Source organism: Paenibacillus sp. An7 (genome assembly GCF_009870785.1).
Lineage (GTDB): Bacteria > Bacillota > Bacilli > Paenibacillales > Paenibacillaceae > Paenibacillus.
In genome coordinates this window covers 150,295-168,625 of sequence record NZ_WTWX01000008.1, presented here as the reverse complement: position 1 = coordinate 168,625, position 18,331 = coordinate 150,295, and the positions used below count along the sequence as shown (strand labels likewise).

The following is an 18,331-nucleotide window of genomic DNA, read 5'->3' as shown; positions in this document are numbered from 1 at the left end:
ATCACTAATCAAGCACAGTCATTATAGTCTCTTTTGGAGGTTCATAGGTGCTCAGTGAACGGAAGGTAATCCCTTTTTGCTCCATCATTTGACGCACTTTCGATGTATCTTTCGGATAGGGACGGTGGTATACAATCTCGACGATTCCACTGTTCGCAAGCATATTAGCACAAGTCCAGCAAGGTTCATCTGTTACATAAACACTTGATCCTTCCCGGTCCGCACGATCAGTAAACAGCAGCAAATTTTGCTCTGCATGAATCGTACGCACACAGCGCTGTTTCTTGATCATTTCTTCTTTTCCGTCTTTAACGATTAACTCGTACTCTTCCGAAATCATACATCCTGCTTCCAGACAGTCCGGCACTCCCATAGGCGCTCCATTATATGCGGTTCCAAGCAGCTTCTTGCCCTGAACGAGAACTGCACCTACATGTCTGCGCGAACACCGGGAACGAGTAGATACCATATAAGCAATATCCATGAAGTACGTATCCCAGTCTTTTCTTACCCCCGTATTCATCCTTCTCCACTTCTCCTTACCTATAAGTTTAAATGTTTGCAATGTAAGCATTCAGAAAGTCTCGATAAAATAATACTCTAATCTATCACGACATAGGGTGACATTTTCTCAAGCATCTTTATCCCGATCCCCTTGACCTTTGTCAGGTCACTCGGTTTGGTAAAGGAGCCATGTTCTGTACGATAATCAATAATTGCTTGTGCTTTCTTCTCTCCAATACCAGGTAAATCCATCAATTCTTCACGTGATGCTGTATTTACGGTTATTCTGCCATCTGTATTGGCTGAAGATGGAGCGCTCTGACTCTGAGTACCTTGTTCTTCTATAGAAGTAGTTTCCGCTGGCTTTACCATTTCCTCTAGCAATGGTTTTGCAGCAACTTCAGTAGGTCCTGTCTTATCAATTTCTACTTTCTCTTTCTCTTTCTCTACAGTAGGAACTGCCGGCTGTATTTCCGGTAAAGTATTCTTATCCGAATCTGCTGAGCTCTGCTCCTGCTGCGTCTCTGCTGCCGTATCACTCACCGATATAGCTGCCCTGTCATTAATAGCAGTCCATTCCGCAGGAGCCGGGTCACTCTTTCCTCCGAACAAGATGAAACCACTCCCAAGAAAAGCCCCAATCGTTAACAGCACTGTCGCTTTCTTCACCGTATTCAAAACCTCCCAAACGATTATCATACCTAGGTAAAACTTATCGTCATGTCGTCCAAGTCTAGATGCATACATTAAGAAGAACGTACCCGCGCCAGTACCGTAAAGCAAGAAAGGGGGAACCTCAAGATGTTGAAGGTCGGATTTATAGGAACCGGCAGCATGGGAAGTTTACTCATTAACACCTTCCTTGCTTCCGGAGCACTTGACGCGTATCAAATTACTGCAAGTAATCGAACCCGTGAAAAAGTCGTAAACCTAGCTTCTCTGCATCCAGGTCTGTATCCAGCCGAAACAAATCGTGAAACCGTTGAAAAAAGCAACATTGTATTTCTTTGTATCAAACCGCATGAATTTAAAGAAGTCATCGAATATATTAAACCCGTCGTAACTCCTGATCAGATCATGATCTCAATTACGAGTCCTGTTCAAATTAGACACTTGGAATCCGTCTTACCATGTAAAATCACAAAAATTATTCCGAGTATTACTCACTTAACCGGCAGCGGCGCTTCCTTATGTATTCATGGAAATCGATTGAATGATGAAGACAAAAAACGGGTTGAGATGCTATTCAGCTACATTAGCAGACCGATACGCGTAGAAGAAACCTTTACCCGAATCAGCTCTGATTTTAGCAGCTGTGGTCCTGCCTTTGTTGCCTTTTTTATAGAACAATGGGTGGAAGCAGCCGTTCGCAAGACGGGAATCACTTCAGATGAAGCTACTCGTCTTGCAAGTGAAATGCTGCTTGGCACAGGTAAATTACTAGCAGAAGGAGCTGTGACTCCGTCACAGCTCCAAGAACGTGTTGCCGTACCCGGCGGTATAACCGCCAAAGCCTTGAACCTGCTTGATTCAAGCCTTGCGGGTGTATTTGATCAGCTCATTCAGGTCACGCACGCGAAGTACGAAAAAGACCTGGAAGCGCTAGATGCTGAATTTGGTGCAGGTGAGATTAACCGGCAACAATATTAACCAGTTTACCTGGTACTGCAATCACCTTACGGATGGTTTTGCCTTCTAATGCTTCCTTGATTGCAGGAATCTCTAAGCTGAACGCTTCAAGTCCTTTTGCATCAAGATCAGCTGCAACGCTTGCGCGCTGTACGATTTTACCGTTAATTTGAATAACGATTTCTATTTCTGCATCAACGGTTAGTGCCTCATCATACTGCGGCCAGGATACATAGCTGATGCTCTCTTCATGACCAAGACGCGACCACAACTCTTCTGCGATATGCGGAGCAAGAGGAGCAAGCATCTGTACAAAGTTCTCCATTGCTTCGCGTGGCAGGCGGTCTGCTTTGTACGCATCATTAGTGAAGATCATCAGCTGACTGATCGCTGTATTAAAGCGTAGATGCTCGAGATCATCGGTAACTTTCTTAATTGTTTTATGCCATGTGCGTTTGAAATCGTCATCTCCGCCATCGCCGATTTTCTCATTAAGTGTGCCATCTTCATTAATAAACAAACGCCACACACGTGCTAGGAAACGATAAGCTCCTTCTACACCATTCTCGTTCCAAGGTTTGGTTGCCTCAAGCGGCCCCATGAACATTTCGTAAATCCGCAGCGTATCTGCACCGTATTTTTCCACAATCTCATCTGGATTGATTACGTTGCCGCGGGACTTACTCATTTTCTCATTGTTCGTTCCAAGAATCATTCCTTGGTTTACGAGTTTATGGAATGGTTCTTTTGTATCTACGATGCCTAGATCATACAGAACTTTATGCCAGAAACGTGCATAGAGCAAGTGAAGTACCGCATGTTCTGCTCCGCCAATGTACAAGTCAACTGGAAGCCATTCGCGTTGTTTTTCTTTGGATACCAGTTCCTTATCATTGTGTGGATCAATAAAGCGCAGGTAATACCAGCAGCTTCCAGCCCATTGCGGCATGGTATTGGTCTCACGGCGCGCCTTCATTCCTGTTTCTGGATCGATTGTGTTTACCCAGTCTGTTGCATTGGCAAGTGGAGATTCCCCTGTACCGGACGGCTTAATCTCATCCATCTCTGGAAGCACAAGCGGAAGTTCACTTTCAGGTACTGTTTTCATCGTACCATCTTCCAGATGCAGAATTGGAATAGGTTCACCCCAATAACGCTGACGGCTGAAGAGCCAGTCACGAAGTCTGTACGTTACTTTTCCTTCGCCTTTTCCGTTCTCCTCAAGCCAGGCGATTGCTTTGGCAATAGCTTCTTCATTCTCAAGTCCATCCAGCATACCGGAGTTTACGTGTGGGCCATCACCTGTGTAGGCTTCTTTTTCCACATCTCCACCCGATACCACTTCAATGATTTCAAGACCGAATTGTTTTGCAAATTCCCAGTCACGTGAATCATGTGCAGGCACTGCCATAATCGCACCTGTTCCATAACCAGCAAGAACATAATCGGCAATCCATACCGGCAATTTCGCACCGCTGATCGGATTAATTGCATATGCGCCAGTAAACACACCTGTTTTTTCTTTTGCAAGATCCGTACGCTCAAGGTCACTCTTACGTGCCGCTTGATCTTGATATGCTTTTACCGCAGCCTGCTGCTCTGGTTTCGTAATCTTCTCCACCAATTCGTGTTCAGGAGCAAGAACGGCATAAGTTGCGCCAAACAAAGTGTCTGGACGTGTCGTAAATACTTTCAGCTGTTCTTCATGTCCTTCCAGCTCAAACGTCACTTCCGCACCTTTGGAGCGTCCAATCCAGTTGCGCTGCATATCTTTAATGCTTTCTGCCCAGTCCAGTTCATCCAGATCATCAAGAAGACGGTCTGCATATTCGGTAATTTTCAGTACCCATTGACGCATTGGTTTACGTACGACAGGGAAGCCTCCACGCTCACTTTTCCCATCGATTACTTCTTCGTTTGCAAGAACCGTTCCAAGCTCTTCACACCAGTTCACCGGAACTTCAGATACATAAGCAAGACCACGTTTATATAGCTGGATAAAGATCCACTGTGTCCACTTATAGTAGTCAGGATCTGTCGTGCTGATCTCACGATCCCAATCATATGAAAATCCAAGTGATTTAATCTGACGGCGGAAGTTATTTACATTCTTCACCGTTATATCACGCGGATGTTCTCCTGTATCGATTGCATGCTGTTCTGCCGGAAGACCGAAAGCATCCCAACCCATCGGATGCAGAACATTATATCCGCGCATTCTTTTGTAGCGAGATACGATATCAGTCGCTGTATATCCTTCTGGATGTCCTACATGGAGACCCGCTCCGGAAGGATAAGGGAACATATCAAGGGCATAGAACTTTGGTTTATCTGCCTCTTCCCCTGTTTTAAATGTTTTGTTAGCATCCCAATATTGTTGCCATTTCGGCTCAATGGATTGCGGTTGATAGCCGTGCTTCGGCAGTTCTTTCTGACTCAATGTCCATCCTCCTCGTCATATGAAAACGTTAGAACCGGATTACGCCTTGAACGTCATACCATGCCAAAACGTATCACGGACCAACAAAAAAACCTCCGCATCCCATAGCGTATCATCGCTAGGGACGAGAGGTTAGATTCCCGTGGTACCACCCTAGTTAGCGGACATACGTGCTTCGCTGTCCACTCCCTTAAGCACCCTGTAACGGCGGTGAACCGATGAGGCTTCCCCTATAAAATATAGCCTGACCTCATATCTCCAAGGCGAGTTCATACAACCATGGCAACCAGCTTGCACCACCCGCTGGCTCTCTGTTATGCATTGGTTCTATTACTACTCCTCTTCATCGAAAACATGTTAAGTTTAATCGCAATCATTATACAAGACTGCAACAGATAAAGTCAAATAACTCTGTAAACCCCTGGTCCCCGTTTTAATTAAACTAAGAATATATTTAGCTGAAGACTAAACAGTGCAGGGCCAATAGAAAGTGATTCTGCTGATCTCTTATTTTATAGAGCTTTGTCGTCTATAGAATTAAGATAATCTTCAATACTCGTAATTACAGAAGTTACACACCCGTCTTTGAAAGGTGAAATAAGACCTGCCTCTTCCACCAGTTTGGTAAAGGATAAACTTCCTCCTAATTTGCACAAGTGCAAATAATTCGTCCAAGCTGCTTGATAATCCTCTCTGGACTGCTTCCAGAACTGGAACGCACAGATTTGAGCCAGTGTGTAATCAATATAATAGAATGGAGATCTGTAAATGTGAGCTTGTTTTTGCCAGAATCCGCCTTGCTCAAAGTAGAGATTGCTCTCGTAATTACGATGAGGCAGATATTTACGCTCGATCTTACGCCAAGCTTGTTTGCGCTGTGCGGGAGTTGCTTCTGGATTACTATAGACATAATGCTGGAACTCATCCACGGAAACACCATAAGGAATAAATAGAAGAGCACTCGACAAGTGATCGAATTTATACTTTTCCACTTCATTTTCAAAGAATAGATTCATCCACGGCCAAGTAAAGAACTCCATACTCATGGAATGAATTTCAGCCGCTTCATATGTAGGAAATAAATATTCAGGCACTTCAAAATTCCGGCTTTGGTATACCTGGAATGCATGACCTGCCTCATGCGTGAGAACATCAATATCATCCGAAGTCCCATTGAAATTGGAGAAAATAAAAGGAGACTTGTAGTCATAAATAAATGTACAGTACCCGCCGCTTTCTTTCCCTTTCTTACTGACTAGATCCATCAGCTCGTGATCCAGCATGTAATTGAAAAACTCGCTCATTTCCGGGGCTAGTTCGTCGTACATTTTTTTGCCATTCTGTACGATCCATTCCGGATTTCCTTTGGGCGCTGCATTTCCTGATGGGAACACGATATTCTCGTCGTAATAATACAGCTCATCTACCCCGACACGCTCGCGTTGACGCTCTTTCAGCTTCGTAGCCACCGGAACAATCTCCTCCAGCACTTGTTTACGGAAGCTCGACACCATATCAGCGTCATAGTCCGTTCGATTCATTCTGGCATAACCCATCTCCACAAAGCTCGGAAATCCAAGTTTCTTCGCCATCTTGGTTCTTACCTTCACCAGTTCATCGTAAATCCGGTCAAGTGCTTCTTCATGTTCACTCAAAAAAGCAGTCCGTGCTTCTTCCGCACGTTTACGCATATTTCGATCTGTAGACCGCATGAAAGGAGCAAGCTGCGATAAGGTACGTTCTTCTCCTTCAAAAAAAATCTTAGCCGAAGCAATCAGCTTCGAGTATTCTGTCGTCAGTTTATTCTCTTGTTGCAAGTCACCAATAATGTCCGGACTAAATGTTTTGATGGTAAGCTCTGCAATCTGAAATAACTGTTTACCCCATTTTTTCTCCAGCTCAGCTCTAAACGGAGAACTCACAAGCGCCTCGTAAAATTCAGTCGTATATTTCTGGAACATAGGCGATGTTTCATCGAAAAAATCTTGCTCCGCCTTATAAAATTCGTCATTGGTATCTACGGAATGGCGAATCGAAACCAGCGTTTCCTGTGTGGATAAAGCCCCGCGCAGTTTGTTGATGGCCGCCATAGCAGCTTCCTGTTCATCTGCATTTTTTGCTTCACGGAATGTGGCGAGCAGCCCGTTAAACTCTTGTTCAAAACGTGCCACATCCGGCCGTTCATATGCATATTCACTAAATTTCACTTACTAAGCACCTGCTCTCTATTCTCAATTTCTATCCATTATATCCCAAATGGTTTCTTGGTTCTATGTGTAGTTCTTCTATAATTGAATTATGGTTAAAAAAAAGCATCCTTCTCAATAAATCATAGAAAGGATGCTATATAAGCTACTTTTTAACGGCTACAAAAAATAAACGCGATGAATTCTCATTCGCCGGTTCCCACTCAAAATCGGCATATATATTCACATCATGAAAACCTGCTTTAAACAGCTGCCCTTTCATCCATTCCGGATCATATGCTCTCTGATTATGAACTTCTTCAAAGCGGTGATATACATCAGGTCCGCTGCCCTCTGCACGCGTAAAAATGCTTAAATGATGTTCAATCTCATAACTAGCACGGTCTAAATCACAAGTCCAAATATAGGAGATTGATTTTTCATCCAATACAAAAGGCTGCTCTTCCTCATAACGAATAAAAGTGCTAGGGTGATGTACATCAAATAGGAACGTACCGCCTGACTTGAGACCTTGATACGTTTTTTGGAACGTGCGGATAATATCTTCTTCTTTTAGCAAATAATTAATACTGTCACAAAAAGAAATAACGGTATCCACGGGTTCCGGCAGTTCCCAGTTTCGCATATCCTGGTGAATCCAGCGGATCGTTCCTTCACGAAAGAAACGGTTACCCTGCGGAGTTTCTTCTAGCTTTTGCCGTGCTACGGACAGCATATCAGCAGAAAGATCAATCCCCGTTACTTCAAATCCTGATTTAACTAAAGGAATGGTCAGAGAACCGGTACCACAGCCGAGTTCTACAACACTTTTAGGTATTCCATGCTTCTCCCAAGCAATTCTAGCGAATCGAATCCATTCAGGGTAAGGCATGTCTTCCATCAGTTCATCATATACGTAAGCAAATTTGCGATAGGACATAGGAAACACCACCTTAATGTCAAAAATAATGTTGAAAATAAAGTGAAAGTGTGGGCAGGATTCTGCTGTTCGCGCGATTCCTGCTTATGAGGCTCCAGTGGATGGATGGTTCTTACGAGCGCTGTTGTTTTCGGATTTCTTGGGTTGTATAAAACCAGCCGAGGGGGAAATCCGATAACAAAGGCGCCCGCTTCGCTTCTACAGAACCATTCCATCCACTTCCGCTTCCTACTTACTTCCACTTTGTTTTCAAAAATATGGTTGCCCCTAAGTTTAGAGGGGCAACTGGGGTGAGTTCCTGCAGCTTTACTGGCAGGAACTTGTGAGTCAAAGGAAAAAACCAGCATGATTGGACACTACGCTTCGCTTCTCTCTAATCATGAACTTCTTCAAAGACAAACCTATCATGATTTAGACGCTACGCTTCGCTTCTCTCCAATCATGAACTTCTTTAAAGACAACACCCAGCATGATTGGACACTACACTTCGCTTCTCTCCAATCATGAACTTCTTCAAAGATAAAACATCCTTCATGAAAAGCAAAGAGCCCTTAAAGGGCTCGTCACTCCAATTACAACATAAGATTACTTGCTTATTCTTCAGACGCTTCTTCTTTTTTTACAAGATACGTCCAGTTTTCATCCTGAGTCACCAGGCCGTCTTTCATAAGCTTGCCCATGGCACGCTTGAAAGCAGACTTACTGATTCCGAATTTGTTTTTAATAATATCCGGCGGTGTCTGGTCAGAATAAGGCATTGCTCCGTTTGGTCGCTCCTTAATAAATTCAAGGATACGTTCAGCGTCTTCGTTACGTCCGATTTCCTTACGTTGAGTCATAGAAAGATTCACTCTTCCATCCTCACGAACAAGGGTTACACGAACGCTTACTTTCTCTCCAAGTCTAAGCATACGAGTTCGCTCGGAAGAGTGAATCATCCCAATCGCGCCAAAGCCTAATACCCCGCCGTCTACAAGCACAAAAGTACCCATCTGCAGCGGTTTATACACCGTCGCTTCTACCCACTCATTCATCCAAGTCGTCGGTGCATGGAACGTGAAAGGATCAAGTTCTCTTTCTCCTGCAAGTTTTGCACGCAGACGTCCCTGCCGGTCATGCTCCATAATAACAAAGACCTCATCTCCAACTTGCGGATGAAGTTCTCTCATTTCGGGAAGCTCGCGAATCGGCAGCAACAGCTGACGTCCAAGTCCCATTTCTAGAAAGCAACCCAGTCTTGGGTGGACGTCTGCTACTTCGAGCTTCGCCATTTCACCCAAGGTAAGATAAGGTTTCTTCATTGTTGCTGCTGGGCGATCATCGGTATCGAAGAAAAGAAAAACTTCCACTTCTTCTCCAACTTTAATGTCTCGCGTCAGCTCCGAATAATGCAATAATACATCTTCACTGCCTGTTGATAAAAAATACCCATACGGGGACACTTCCCTTGATACCGGGAGTGTAACTACCGTTCCTGCTACAAAACTCATACTTTATTCACCACTTTAGCATCTGACCAAAGTCTTTCAATATTATAATATTCCCGCTCATCGCGGTGGAACACGTGCACCACCACATCACCAAGATCCATCAGTACCCAACGTGCAGAATTCATTCCTTCTAGTCCTTTTATCTGAACTCCGGATTCTTGCACCCGTTTACGGATTTCTGTAGCGATGGCTTGTACCTGTGTATCTGAATTCCCGTGACAAATAACAAAATAATCAGCAACAAGTGAAACCCCTTTAAGATCAAGGGCTACAATGTTCATCGCTTTTTTATCGTCTGCTGCCTCTACTGCAATCTGAAGTAATTCTTTCGATGAGATACTCATGAATCAACCTCCGATTTTAAGTGTATTGGGTTTATCCATTCGCTTTATTTGCTCAATTAAATCATTACGAGTAAAAATCGTTAAAGGATAGATAATCTTTCTCTGAGAAACAAGGTGAGTAATGGTACCATCAAATCCAGCTAGAAGAGCTTCTTCGAGGCTATGCTCTGCAAGTTCACGGATCCGGTCCACTCCAGGGAAGTCTCGTCCCGGCTCCATATAATCTGCAAGACATACCACTTTATCGAGAAGACTCATACCTACACGTCCGGAAGTATGCCATTTAATTGCACTTAGAACTTCAGGATCTGTCACTTTATACTCCTGTTCCGCTACAAAAGCACCGACTTCTGAATGCCACAACTGTTTATCATGAAGAAGAAGATCTTGATTCAAGTTATTCTCCCGAATGATCTTTTCCATCTCTTTGACAGGCCAGTACTTCGCTACATCATGCAAAATAGCAGCAAGATCCGCTTTGACCGGATCTGCTCCGAATCGTTCAGCAAGCACTACCGCTGTTTGCATGACACCTTCTGTATGTTTCCAGCGCTGAGGTGGCATTTGATCGGAGACGGCTTTTATTAATTCATCTCGATTTAGACTCATATAATCCGCTCCTTGTAATATACGTAAGGACCGAGTCAGGTACCATGAACCGCACCGAATTGCCGCTTGCTAAACGTCTTCTAATCGCTGTTGATGAAATATCAACTTGCGGCATCTCTGCAAGTAGCACGCGGCTTTGCAGAAATTCCGGAAGATCATCCAAATGCAGATCAAATCCAGGCCTGCCTACACCGATAAAGGTTATCTGCTGGACAAGCTCTTCAATCCGCTCCCACTTCGGCAAGTAATTCACCATATCTGCACCAATGATAAAATAAAAAGTGGTATTTGGATATTCTTTATGCAAGAGCTGGATCGTATCAATGGTATAGGATACTCCCCCGCGAACGACTTCAATATCAAGCGTTGAATAATCTAGATAATCTTCCGTCGCAAGTTTGGTCATATCCAGCCTTTGCTCGCCTGTTGCTCCTGCTGCATGTTTATGCGGTGGAATGTGAGAAGGCATAAACCACACCTCATCAAGCTTATAAGCATCCTTCACCGTCTCTGCCGCAAGCAAATGCCCCATATGAATAGGGTCGAACGTACCGCCCATGATACCTACCTTCATACGGCCTACTCCTTTTACATCACATAATCTATTGTTTGTTTAGTTTCGCGGCAATTCAATCTGCTTATTATCGCGAGACTCTTTATATAGAGTAATCGTGTTTCCCAGAATTTGAACAAGTTCGCTGCCTGTACGCTCTGCCAGTTCAGCTGCTACTTCTTTTTTATCATCCAGATTATTGCTTAAGATGGAAACTTTCATAAGTTCACGTTTTTCAATTGCTTCTTCAATGTGACGGAATAGATGTTCATTCGTACCGCCTTTACCAATTTGGAACACAGGATCCAAGTGATGTGCCTGTGCACGTAAAAATCTTTTTTGTTTACCCGTTAACATTGTATTAACCCCTTATAATATGCATTTTCTGTTGGAATCTGCATTCCTCTTATGTTTGTCCATTCGCATGACAGAATATGAGGAATACAGACTAAGATAATTAAAAACTTTCTAGTACTGCTTTTCTCATGGCGTGAACAGGGGCAGGAATACCAAACCAATGTTCAAAAGCGATCGCTCCTTGGTATATAAACATACCAAAGCCACCGTGAATGATACATTTCTTTTCTTTTGCTATAGAAAGCAGCTTTGTCTCCAGTGGATTATATATTAGATCGCTTACGACAATCCCTTCTGGCAAAGCGTCTTGTTCAATCGGAGTTTCATGCAGATGTGGATGCATCCCTACCGAAGTCGTATTAATGATAATATCCGCATGTAAAAGTGCTTGATATGCCTCCGAAATAGGTAGTCCTTGAACTTGTCCCATCACTTTGAAATCAGCAGCCATCTTCTCAGCACGTTCAATGGTTCGATTAAGGATGGTGACCGATGCCGGGCTTTCCAGAAGCAGCGCATACACAATCCCCCGGGCAGCACCGCCAGCACCAATCACGACAATATGTTTTCCCTCTAGCGAAGAGATGGCTTCTTCTTTTAACGACCTCACATAACCGGATCCATCCGTATTATATCCGATTAGCCTGCCTTCTTCATGAACGACGGTATTGACTGCGCCCGTGAGCTTCGCACTGTCATCGAGCTCATCCATATAAGACATGATCTCTACTTTATGGGGGATTGTCACGTTTACACCGCGAAATCCCATTGACTTTATTCCTCTAACAGCTGCTTCAAGGCCCTCCGGTTTCACATGCAAGGGGACGTAATCCCCATTGAGCCCTGTTTCATAAAGTGCTGCTTGATGCATAGCGGGAGACTTACTGTGTGCAATCGGGTCACCCATGACTCCAAGAAGCGTATATCCACTAGGCTTAAGTTCTTGTATTTTGTTTGACATCCTGTCTCCCCCTATGAACTCCCATGTTCAGATAGAGCAAAATCAGATTAAGGAAGGACGAATCATAACACGAACTCCGCGCGGTGCATGTACTGCAACGAGAGCTCCTTCCTGTCCGTTCACTTTAATCCAGCCAAGTCCGGAAATAAAGACATCATTACGACTTCCTTTTTTAATGCGGAAATCATGACGTGTCCACTCTGGAAGATCTTCCATATCCTCGCGAGATGGAGGGGATAATAATTCGCCAGCATGATCTTTATAAAGTTCATCTGCACGCTCCAGTTTGGTCCGGTGGATCTTAATTGCATTGTTGATGTAACAAGTGAACGACTGACGTTCTCCTTCGATAAAATCAAATCGTGCAAGTCCCCCAAAGAACAGAGTTTGTCCGCTGTTCAGCTGATAGACAGCTGGTTTCAGCGGCTTATCCGGCATAATTGCAGATAAGTCTTTGCGCGATACAATCTCGCTGTAACGCCATGGATATACGATTCCTGGTGTATCAATGATGGATGCTCCATCATCAAGTGGAATATGGACCATATCAAGCGTAGTACCTGGATATCTAGAAGTTGTAAGCTCTTGATCTAAGTCACTGTAATCACGGATCAATCGGTTAATAAGTGTGGATTTCCCAACATTCGTCGCACCAACAACGTATACATCACGATCTCCGCGATGTTCATTAACGGATTCAAGAAGCCGATCAAAACCTTGATTCTGTTTCGCACTGCATAGCACGATATCTACTGTTTTCAGTCCTTGCGCTTTGGCTTGCATCTGAACCCAGTTACGAACCTTGTTCCAATTCGTTACTTTAGGAAGCAAGTCTGTTTTGTTTACTGCAAGCAATACCGGGTTGTTCCCGACAAAACGCTGCAGAGCTGAAATCATGCTGCCTTCGAAATCGAATAAATCGACGATATGAATAACGAGTGCGTCTTTATCTCCGATTTTACTGAGCAGTGCCAAGAATTCATCCTGATCCACCGTAACGGAAGAAGCCTCGCTATAATTTTTAATACGAAAACAACGCTGGCAAATGACAGGATCGCGATCCAGCGCTTTAATGGGTGTATATCCCGGCAGCTCAGGTTGTTCTGTCTGCAGTAGAATACCGCATCCGCTGCATCTTCCTTTTGTGCCGTCATGCATATGATTCATTTTTTCTTTTCCTCCTCAAGCCATAGGCCTTTCCTGCGTAGACGAGATAACGCAATACGTTCGATCCGTCTGTTAAACTTCGTCATAATCCCTTCGTCTGCAATTGCAATGGGCAGCACCAGAACGGTAAAGAGTCCTAGTCTGTTTCCTCCAAACACATCCGTAAGCATCTGATCTCCGACTACAATCGTCTGCTCTTCTGTTAAGTCCATCATTTTCATTGCTTTGCGAAACGGGGTGTTCGAGGGTTTACGTGCCTCATGTACATACTCAATCTGTAAGGGAGTAGCAAAAGTAGACACCCGAGTCAACTTGTTGTTGGAAACAATGACCAGTTTAAACCCAGCATCTCTCACCTTCTCGAACCAAGCGATGAGTTCCGGGGTTGCTTCAGGTGCCTTGGCTCCCACAAGTGTGTTATCAAGATCGGTAATAATCCCGCGATATCCGCGTTCATATAATGCTTCCAAATCAATATCAAACACGGTTTCCACCTGGAGTTTTGGTATTAGCCTTTTAAACAACATGTTCACCTCAATTTCATACGACAAACTATAACATAATCTGTACAGTTAGTAAAAAGGCAAACGGACACGGGGAAAGCTTACACCCGTGCCGATTTCAGCCTTTTCTTCATTTGTCCAGCTATGTCTTGTACCTCTTGCCAAGCATTCACCTGCACATGATCCGGGCTATACCTTGCCATTTCAAATTGTCTTAGCAGTTCAGAGAGCTCAGCTGCGACTCCAGGAACTTCTTGTTGCCATCTTGTAACCGATTCTCGAAGCGTTTCGTGCTGCTCTCGGCGCAGCCCTTTACGCCGAACCGTACGAATCCACCGCTCTGTTTCTACGACGACTTTTTGATCCGGTGTCAGCGGCTTACCTATTCTTAATCTAAGCACATAGAAATGCAGATTATATCGATTGCGCCATATAATATATCCTGCCCATAGGATGAGTATAGATACAGCAGACCATCCAATAATCGGACTTACGGTAAAAGCAGCATCCTTTTCATCTGTAATCGGTTCTTTTGTTTCTTCTGGCTGAACCTCATCTTCTTCCTCAGGTGTTTCCTCTGGATCTGCATCTTCTGTACTCGTAAGGAGCGGCATATTGAACCCCGGAGTCGCTTCCACCGGAATCCAGCCGTATTCCTCTCCAAAATACACTTCAGCCCAAGAGTGAGCATCGGCATTTGTTACCACGTATGACATAGAAGACATCTCACCATTATACTGTGAGAACGCAGCATCCTCAGCAAAATCAGCCTGACCAGGAGCATAACCTTTTACCCATCTTGCCGGAATATCTAAGGAACGTGCCATCATGACAAGTGAAGTGGAGAAATAATCACAATATCCTTCTTTTATTTCAAACAGAAATCCATCGACAAAGTCATTGCTTTGTTTTAACGATAGATCGGGATTGTTTGTGTAACTGAAATTGGTTGTTAGATAGTTTTGCAGTAAACTGACCTTTTCATACGGATATTCTGAAGTTGCTGTAATTTCTTTTGCAAGCTCGGTAACTCGTTTAGGGAAACGATTAGGAATCTGTAAGTAATCCGAATTCATCTTATCTGTTCCGTACAGTTCTTCGTATGTTTTAGCTTTAATTGTGTCCACTGGAATTAGCGGCACTTCGGACTGAATCGTATAGGTTCTAGGAAAAGGTGTGTCACGGCTCCCATCCCAGTGAAGCTCAGCTTGTTCACTTTTCCATAATAGCGTACTTGCTTCGCTCTCTCCATCAACTGAGACCACTTCATTAATCGCATACGCGCCAAAAAGAACAGGATACACCTTATCATTAAGCATTGTAACGGATTGAGTTACTTGCTTCGTATTTCCCCGAGCCGCAGCACCGTCGTTATGAAGTTTACTTCCGAGATCCGCATCATCAAACGATCTACGAGAATAAGAAGGATCCTGCCAACCTGTACCGGAATACTCATCCCGTGTTTCACCACGCCAGTAACTCCGTTCTGACGTATATATTGTCATTACAGGAGAATAGTCATAATTAAAGCCACCGCCGAGCTGATTGTCTTCTCTGCTATATCCAGATTCAGAGTTAGTGAAGCTTCCATTCTCCCCATTGGCAGAAAAATTTGCTTGTGTACTATCTCCTCTATTCTTAACCCATGCCGTGTATGGATCGGTTAAGATCGGAGGTATAATCGGCATATTAACACCGACAACGATAATCAAAGAAAAGATAATAATCACGTTGGCAACAATTTTAAAAGGATTACGTCGTAATCTTTTCCAACCTAGAGGATATTTGATCTGGAATGACCGAAGATGTAGACATACAAGCCAAGCCATTCCTGCAAATGCAGTCCAAGCTACTTCTTTCCATAAGACAGCAGGCGTGAAAGAATCTAGAATACCTAGCGCAACAATGTTCAAACCAAGAAACATCAGTACTTTTCTTGCATCCGTTATCAGCCGGATGATACACTCCATCATCACCCACGTACAAATTGCAAACCAAACATATGGATTCAGGCTGGCAACAAAGGCAATAAGGTTCTCAGGTAAGGTGCCATTTGGTATAAAAATACCGTAAAAAGATAATACATAATATAAAATAAATCCGATAAGGATGAATTTCAGAAACATTCGAATACTTGTACGAAAAGGAAGAATCATCTCACAGATCGCTACACTGATTAATGTGACGGCAACAAGTGTGGTCGTCTGCTGGAACCAAATAGGCTCTGTGTAAAAGACCCACTGCATCCCAATGATGACAATCCATAATAATGCGAATGCGTCATACCAAGAACGTTTTTTTCTGCTAGAAAAGATCCTCATGCATTCCCTCCTCCTAGAACTGAGGGCAGCTCTTGCAAATCAGACACCCTATACCCTTTTATTCCTCGAGTACGAAGCAATGAGATCCATTCGCTTTCTGACTTTGGTTCAGATTTGCTGATGATTTGAATATGACAAGCTGTCATGCCCCTCGAACCTGCAAAACGCAATGTTTCCATAATCTCTGAATTATGCTCGGCCGAAATGAGCACAAAAAATGCACCTTGCGGGAAGAAACGAATCGATTCCTGCACGCCCGAGAGTAAATTTCCAGTTCCACTGGAATCCAGATCGACTAGATGGTGCATCATTTTATAACGTTCATTTAAGCTATCGGTCGGCTGAAAACAAGTAGATTTCTCGCTAAGGGTACATAGACCCATGCCCATCCTCTCTCGGCTGCCGTATTCGAGAAGTGAGGCTGCTGTTGAAATGGCAAGTTCATAATGTTCTGAATTTTTATAGCCGAGTGTTCGTGAATCTAAGACAATCATCGTTTTCGGCACAGACTCATGTTCAAATTCCTTCGATTTCCACTGCCCTGTTTTTGCTGTAGCATTCCAGTGAATCCGAGATAACCGGTCTCCATACACGTAATCACGAACCCCATTAATTTGTGTTGTCTCTCGGCGAGATTTCATCATTGCTGTCTGCGGACCCGATAACTTGGAATTTCGATCATACAGCTGCCAGTATGGGATAAAAATGGTTCTCGGCAGTACTCTGAATGAACCTTGGGCTTGAAATTTCCCTTTATGCTCGATCAGTCCGAAAATATCTTCACTCACACATTCTGTATCTGTAAAATCATATTTTCCGCGTTCAAGCGGCGGGGTTTGAAAAATAAGCGTACCGTTTCCCCGCATATTCGGAATCAGACTTTCCTCAAATGACCAAGATTCTCCATTATGACGTTTTAATACTTCTCTAATCACAACATATGGCAATGGAAGTATGCCGGGAATCTGTAAATCCAGCCGTACTTGAACTTGATCGCCTGCATGAAGCAGATCCGCATGTTCATTACCCGAAGTTAATTTTCGTTCACCCTTCGTTCGGCCAGTCCCGTTAAACTTGCCAAGCACTAAATAAACGCTCAGTAAGCTGACCATACCAAAAAGCATAATCGATGTTTTGCCGCCTTGAAACAAAACATAAAACAGACATGTCATCCATACCAGCAGCACCACCCATAGTCTGGATTTCATAAATTGCAACGGCCTAAACCGCGCCGGTCTCAGCATGTAGTATCAGCGCTCCATCGAGACAGGAACTTTTTCGTTTCGAAGCACCTGTGCAAGAACGGTTTCCTGACTGATATGATCAAGCCTAGCTTCTGGTTTCAGTACGATCCGGTGCGAGATCACATAAGGAGCTAGAACCTTCACATCATCAGGAATGACGTAATCTCTTTCATGCAAAAAGGCGTAGCTTTTCACTGCGTTCATAAAAGAGATTGCAGCGCGCGGGCTCGCACCAAGCAGTGCTGCCGGATGTTCCCTTGTTCTACGGACAATCCCAAGTAAATAATCAGTAACCGCTTCCTCCATAAATACACTGCGAATTTCATCTTGAATGGATGCGATTTCTTCCATTGTAGTAACCGGAGCAAGATTGTCTGCCGGTTGCCCTAGCTGATGTTGTTTTAATAAATACTTCTCCGTCTCTGCGTCCGGATAACCGAGGCTAAACTTCAGCATAAATCGATCAAGCTGTGCTTCTGGAAGTGTATAGGTTCCTTCAAAATCAATTGGGTTCTGGGTGGCACAAAGCATAAATGGTTTAGGAAGATCATATGTATCCCCATCTACGGTTACACTGCGTTCTTCCATGACTTCAAGCAAAGCTGACTGAGATTTGGTGGTCGCCCGGTTGATTTCATCTGCAAGAAGGATATTCGTCATCACAGGACCAGGTCTAAAGTAAAAACGTTCATCTCGAGGATGAAATACGGAGACCCCTGTAATGTCACTTGGCAAGATATCAGGATTGCACTGAATTCGGCGGTACTCTCCCTTCATTGAACGAGCGAGCGCTTTAATCATTTGTGTTTTTCCCGTTCCAGGAACGTCCTCTATAAGCACATGTCCTCCGGCTAATAAAGCCGTTAGAAGCAACTTTATTTCAAATGTTTTGCCTAATATAGTAGATTCGAGATTCGATTTGACTCTGGATATAGTATGTACTGATTCCTTAGTCACAGGCATTTATTGTATTACCTCCTAATAGGCAGTAGTTTTTCCTTATATTGTACATGAAATTAGTGCGGAAAGTACAATTTATAACTAGGATTAAATGAGATATAAGAATGAATCCTTATTGACCAT

General features: G+C 43.7%; 17 protein-coding genes, 1 pseudogene and 1 other annotated feature. Of the genes and pseudogenes, 2 read left to right on the top strand and 16 right to left on the bottom strand.

Annotated features, from left to right (window positions below):
• Positions 1-4 precede the first annotated feature (4 nt).
• Together GQY27_RS12015 and GQY27_RS12010 are read right to left on the bottom strand one after the other, a co-directional pair.
• Positions 5-523, bottom strand: coding sequence for a deoxycytidylate deaminase (locus GQY27_RS12015; protein ID WP_160034624.1), 519 nt, complete (start codon positions 521-523; stop codon positions 5-7).
• Between the two features lie 77 nt (positions 524-600).
• Positions 601-1,173 (bottom strand): ComEA family DNA-binding protein, encoded by a 573-nt coding sequence (locus tag GQY27_RS12010; RefSeq protein ID WP_236570571.1) that lies wholly within the window; start codon positions 1,171-1,173, stop codon positions 601-603.
• A gap of 117 nt (positions 1,174-1,290) precedes the next feature.
• Between GQY27_RS12010 and comER the strand changes: the two are divergent.
• Positions 1,291-2,154, top strand: a pseudogene (comER, locus tag GQY27_RS12005) (late competence protein ComER); the annotation flags it as partial.
• Here the strand turns inward: comER and leuS are convergent.
• From leuS to GQY27_RS11990, 3 genes are all read right to left on the bottom strand, one after another.
• Positions 2,135-4,573 carry a leucine--tRNA ligase gene (gene leuS / locus GQY27_RS12000; protein WP_160034621.1) on the bottom strand — a complete coding sequence of 813 codons (2,439 nt, stop codon included), beginning with the start codon at positions 4,571-4,573 and terminating at the stop codon, positions 2,135-2,137. The pseudogene comER and the gene leuS overlap by 20 nt on opposite strands.
• A gap of 117 nt (positions 4,574-4,690) precedes the next feature.
• Positions 4,691-4,929 (bottom strand) — a binding site (T-box leader).
• Positions 4,930-5,085: 156 nt separating this feature from the next.
• Positions 5,086-6,780 carry a M3 family oligoendopeptidase gene (locus GQY27_RS11995; RefSeq protein ID WP_160034619.1) on the bottom strand — a complete coding sequence of 565 codons (1,695 nt, stop codon included), beginning with the start codon at positions 6,778-6,780 and terminating at the stop codon, positions 5,086-5,088.
• Between the two features lie 145 nt (positions 6,781-6,925).
• Positions 6,926-7,699, bottom strand: a complete 774-nt coding sequence (locus GQY27_RS11990; protein ID WP_160034617.1) for a class I SAM-dependent DNA methyltransferase — start codon at positions 7,697-7,699, stop codon at positions 6,926-6,928.
• A gap of 345 nt (positions 7,700-8,044) precedes the next feature.
• On the opposite strand from GQY27_RS11990, the gene GQY27_RS11985 reads away from it, so the two are divergent.
• Entirely contained in the window at positions 8,045-8,206 is a 162-nt protein-coding gene (locus GQY27_RS11985; RefSeq protein WP_160034615.1) for a hypothetical protein, read from the top strand.
• A gap of 86 nt (positions 8,207-8,292) precedes the next feature.
• Here GQY27_RS11985 and GQY27_RS11980 read toward each other — a convergent pair whose 3' ends face one another.
• From GQY27_RS11980 to GQY27_RS11930, 11 genes are all read right to left on the bottom strand, one after another.
• On the bottom strand, positions 8,293-9,189 hold the full coding sequence (locus tag GQY27_RS11980) for a CvfB family protein (protein WP_160034613.1): 897 nt from the start codon (positions 9,187-9,189) through the stop codon (positions 8,293-8,295).
• Positions 9,186-9,533, bottom strand: coding sequence for a ribosome silencing factor (gene rsfS, locus GQY27_RS11975; protein ID WP_160034611.1), 348 nt, complete (start codon positions 9,531-9,533; stop codon positions 9,186-9,188). Before rsfS ends, GQY27_RS11980 begins: the two co-directional genes overlap by 4 nt.
• A 3-nt stretch (positions 9,534-9,536) precedes the next feature.
• Positions 9,537-10,142: a bis(5'-nucleosyl)-tetraphosphatase (symmetrical) YqeK gene (gene yqeK / locus GQY27_RS11970; protein ID WP_160034609.1), complete on the bottom strand. Its 606-nt coding sequence runs from the start codon at positions 10,140-10,142 to the stop codon at positions 9,537-9,539.
• Positions 10,123-10,716, bottom strand: a complete 594-nt coding sequence (locus tag GQY27_RS11965; protein WP_160034607.1) for a nicotinate-nucleotide adenylyltransferase — start codon at positions 10,714-10,716, stop codon at positions 10,123-10,125. The genes yqeK and GQY27_RS11965 overlap by 20 nt, the downstream gene beginning before the upstream one ends.
• A gap of 39 nt (positions 10,717-10,755) precedes the next feature.
• A complete protein-coding gene (yhbY, locus tag GQY27_RS11960; RefSeq protein WP_160034606.1) occupies positions 10,756-11,052 on the bottom strand; it encodes a ribosome assembly RNA-binding protein YhbY in 297 nt (98 codons plus the stop codon).
• 100 nt (positions 11,053-11,152) lie between these two features.
• Complete coding sequence (gene aroE / locus GQY27_RS11955) at positions 11,153-12,013, bottom strand: shikimate dehydrogenase (protein ID WP_160034604.1); 861 nt, start codon at positions 12,011-12,013, stop codon at positions 11,153-11,155.
• A 42-nt stretch (positions 12,014-12,055) separates the two neighbouring features.
• A complete protein-coding gene (gene yqeH, locus GQY27_RS11950) occupies positions 12,056-13,180 on the bottom strand; it encodes a ribosome biogenesis GTPase YqeH (RefSeq protein ID WP_160034603.1) in 1,125 nt (374 codons plus the stop codon).
• On the bottom strand, positions 13,177-13,704 hold the full coding sequence (locus tag GQY27_RS11945; RefSeq protein ID WP_160034647.1) for a YqeG family HAD IIIA-type phosphatase: 528 nt from the start codon (positions 13,702-13,704) through the stop codon (positions 13,177-13,179). The genes yqeH and GQY27_RS11945 overlap by 4 nt, the downstream gene beginning before the upstream one ends.
• 80 nt (positions 13,705-13,784) lie before the next feature.
• Positions 13,785-16,004: a DUF4129 domain-containing transglutaminase family protein gene (locus GQY27_RS11940; RefSeq protein ID WP_160034602.1), complete on the bottom strand. Its 2,220-nt coding sequence runs from the start codon at positions 16,002-16,004 to the stop codon at positions 13,785-13,787.
• Positions 16,001-17,248: a DUF58 domain-containing protein gene (locus GQY27_RS11935; protein WP_236570570.1), complete on the bottom strand. Its 1,248-nt coding sequence runs from the start codon at positions 17,246-17,248 to the stop codon at positions 16,001-16,003. The genes GQY27_RS11940 and GQY27_RS11935 overlap by 4 nt, the downstream gene beginning before the upstream one ends.
• Before the next feature lie 6 nt (positions 17,249-17,254).
• Positions 17,255-18,211: an AAA family ATPase gene (locus GQY27_RS11930; RefSeq protein WP_160034601.1), complete on the bottom strand. Its 957-nt coding sequence runs from the start codon at positions 18,209-18,211 to the stop codon at positions 17,255-17,257.
• Positions 18,212-18,331 lie beyond the last annotated feature (120 nt).

Bases quoted from the DNA above. Each gene is read 5' to 3' on its own strand.
- GQY27_RS12015 (WP_160034624.1), bottom strand. From the start codon at position 523: ATGAATACGGGGGTAAGAAAAGACTGGGATACGTACTTCATGGATATT.
- GQY27_RS11990 (WP_160034617.1), bottom strand. From the start codon at position 7,699: ATGTCCTATCGCAAATTTGCTTACGTATATGATGAACTGATGGAAGAC.
- GQY27_RS11985 (WP_160034615.1), top strand. From the start codon at position 8,045: ATGATTGGACACTACGCTTCGCTTCTCTCTAATCATGAACTTCTTCAA.
- GQY27_RS11980 (WP_160034613.1), bottom strand. From the start codon at position 9,189: ATGAGTTTTGTAGCAGGAACGGTAGTTACACTCCCGGTATCAAGGGAA.
- rsfS (WP_160034611.1), bottom strand. From the start codon at position 9,533: ATGAGTATCTCATCGAAAGAATTACTTCAGATTGCAGTAGAGGCAGCA.
- yqeK (WP_160034609.1), bottom strand. From the start codon at position 10,142: ATGAGTCTAAATCGAGATGAATTAATAAAAGCCGTCTCCGATCAAATG.
- GQY27_RS11965 (WP_160034607.1), bottom strand. From the start codon at position 10,716: ATGAAGGTAGGTATCATGGGCGGTACGTTCGACCCTATTCATATGGGG.
- yhbY (WP_160034606.1), bottom strand. From the start codon at position 11,052: ATGTTAACGGGTAAACAAAAAAGATTTTTACGTGCACAGGCACATCAC.
- aroE (WP_160034604.1), bottom strand. From the start codon at position 12,013: ATGTCAAACAAAATACAAGAACTTAAGCCTAGTGGATATACGCTTCTT.
- yqeH (WP_160034603.1), bottom strand. From the start codon at position 13,180: ATGAATCATATGCATGACGGCACAAAAGGAAGATGCAGCGGATGCGGT.
- GQY27_RS11940 (WP_160034602.1), bottom strand. From the start codon at position 16,004: ATGAGGATCTTTTCTAGCAGAAAAAAACGTTCTTGGTATGACGCATTC.
- GQY27_RS11935 (WP_236570570.1), bottom strand. From the start codon at position 17,248: ATGCTGAGACCGGCGCGGTTTAGGCCGTTGCAATTTATGAAATCCAGA.
- GQY27_RS11930 (WP_160034601.1), bottom strand. From the start codon at position 18,211: ATGCCTGTGACTAAGGAATCAGTACATACTATATCCAGAGTCAAATCG.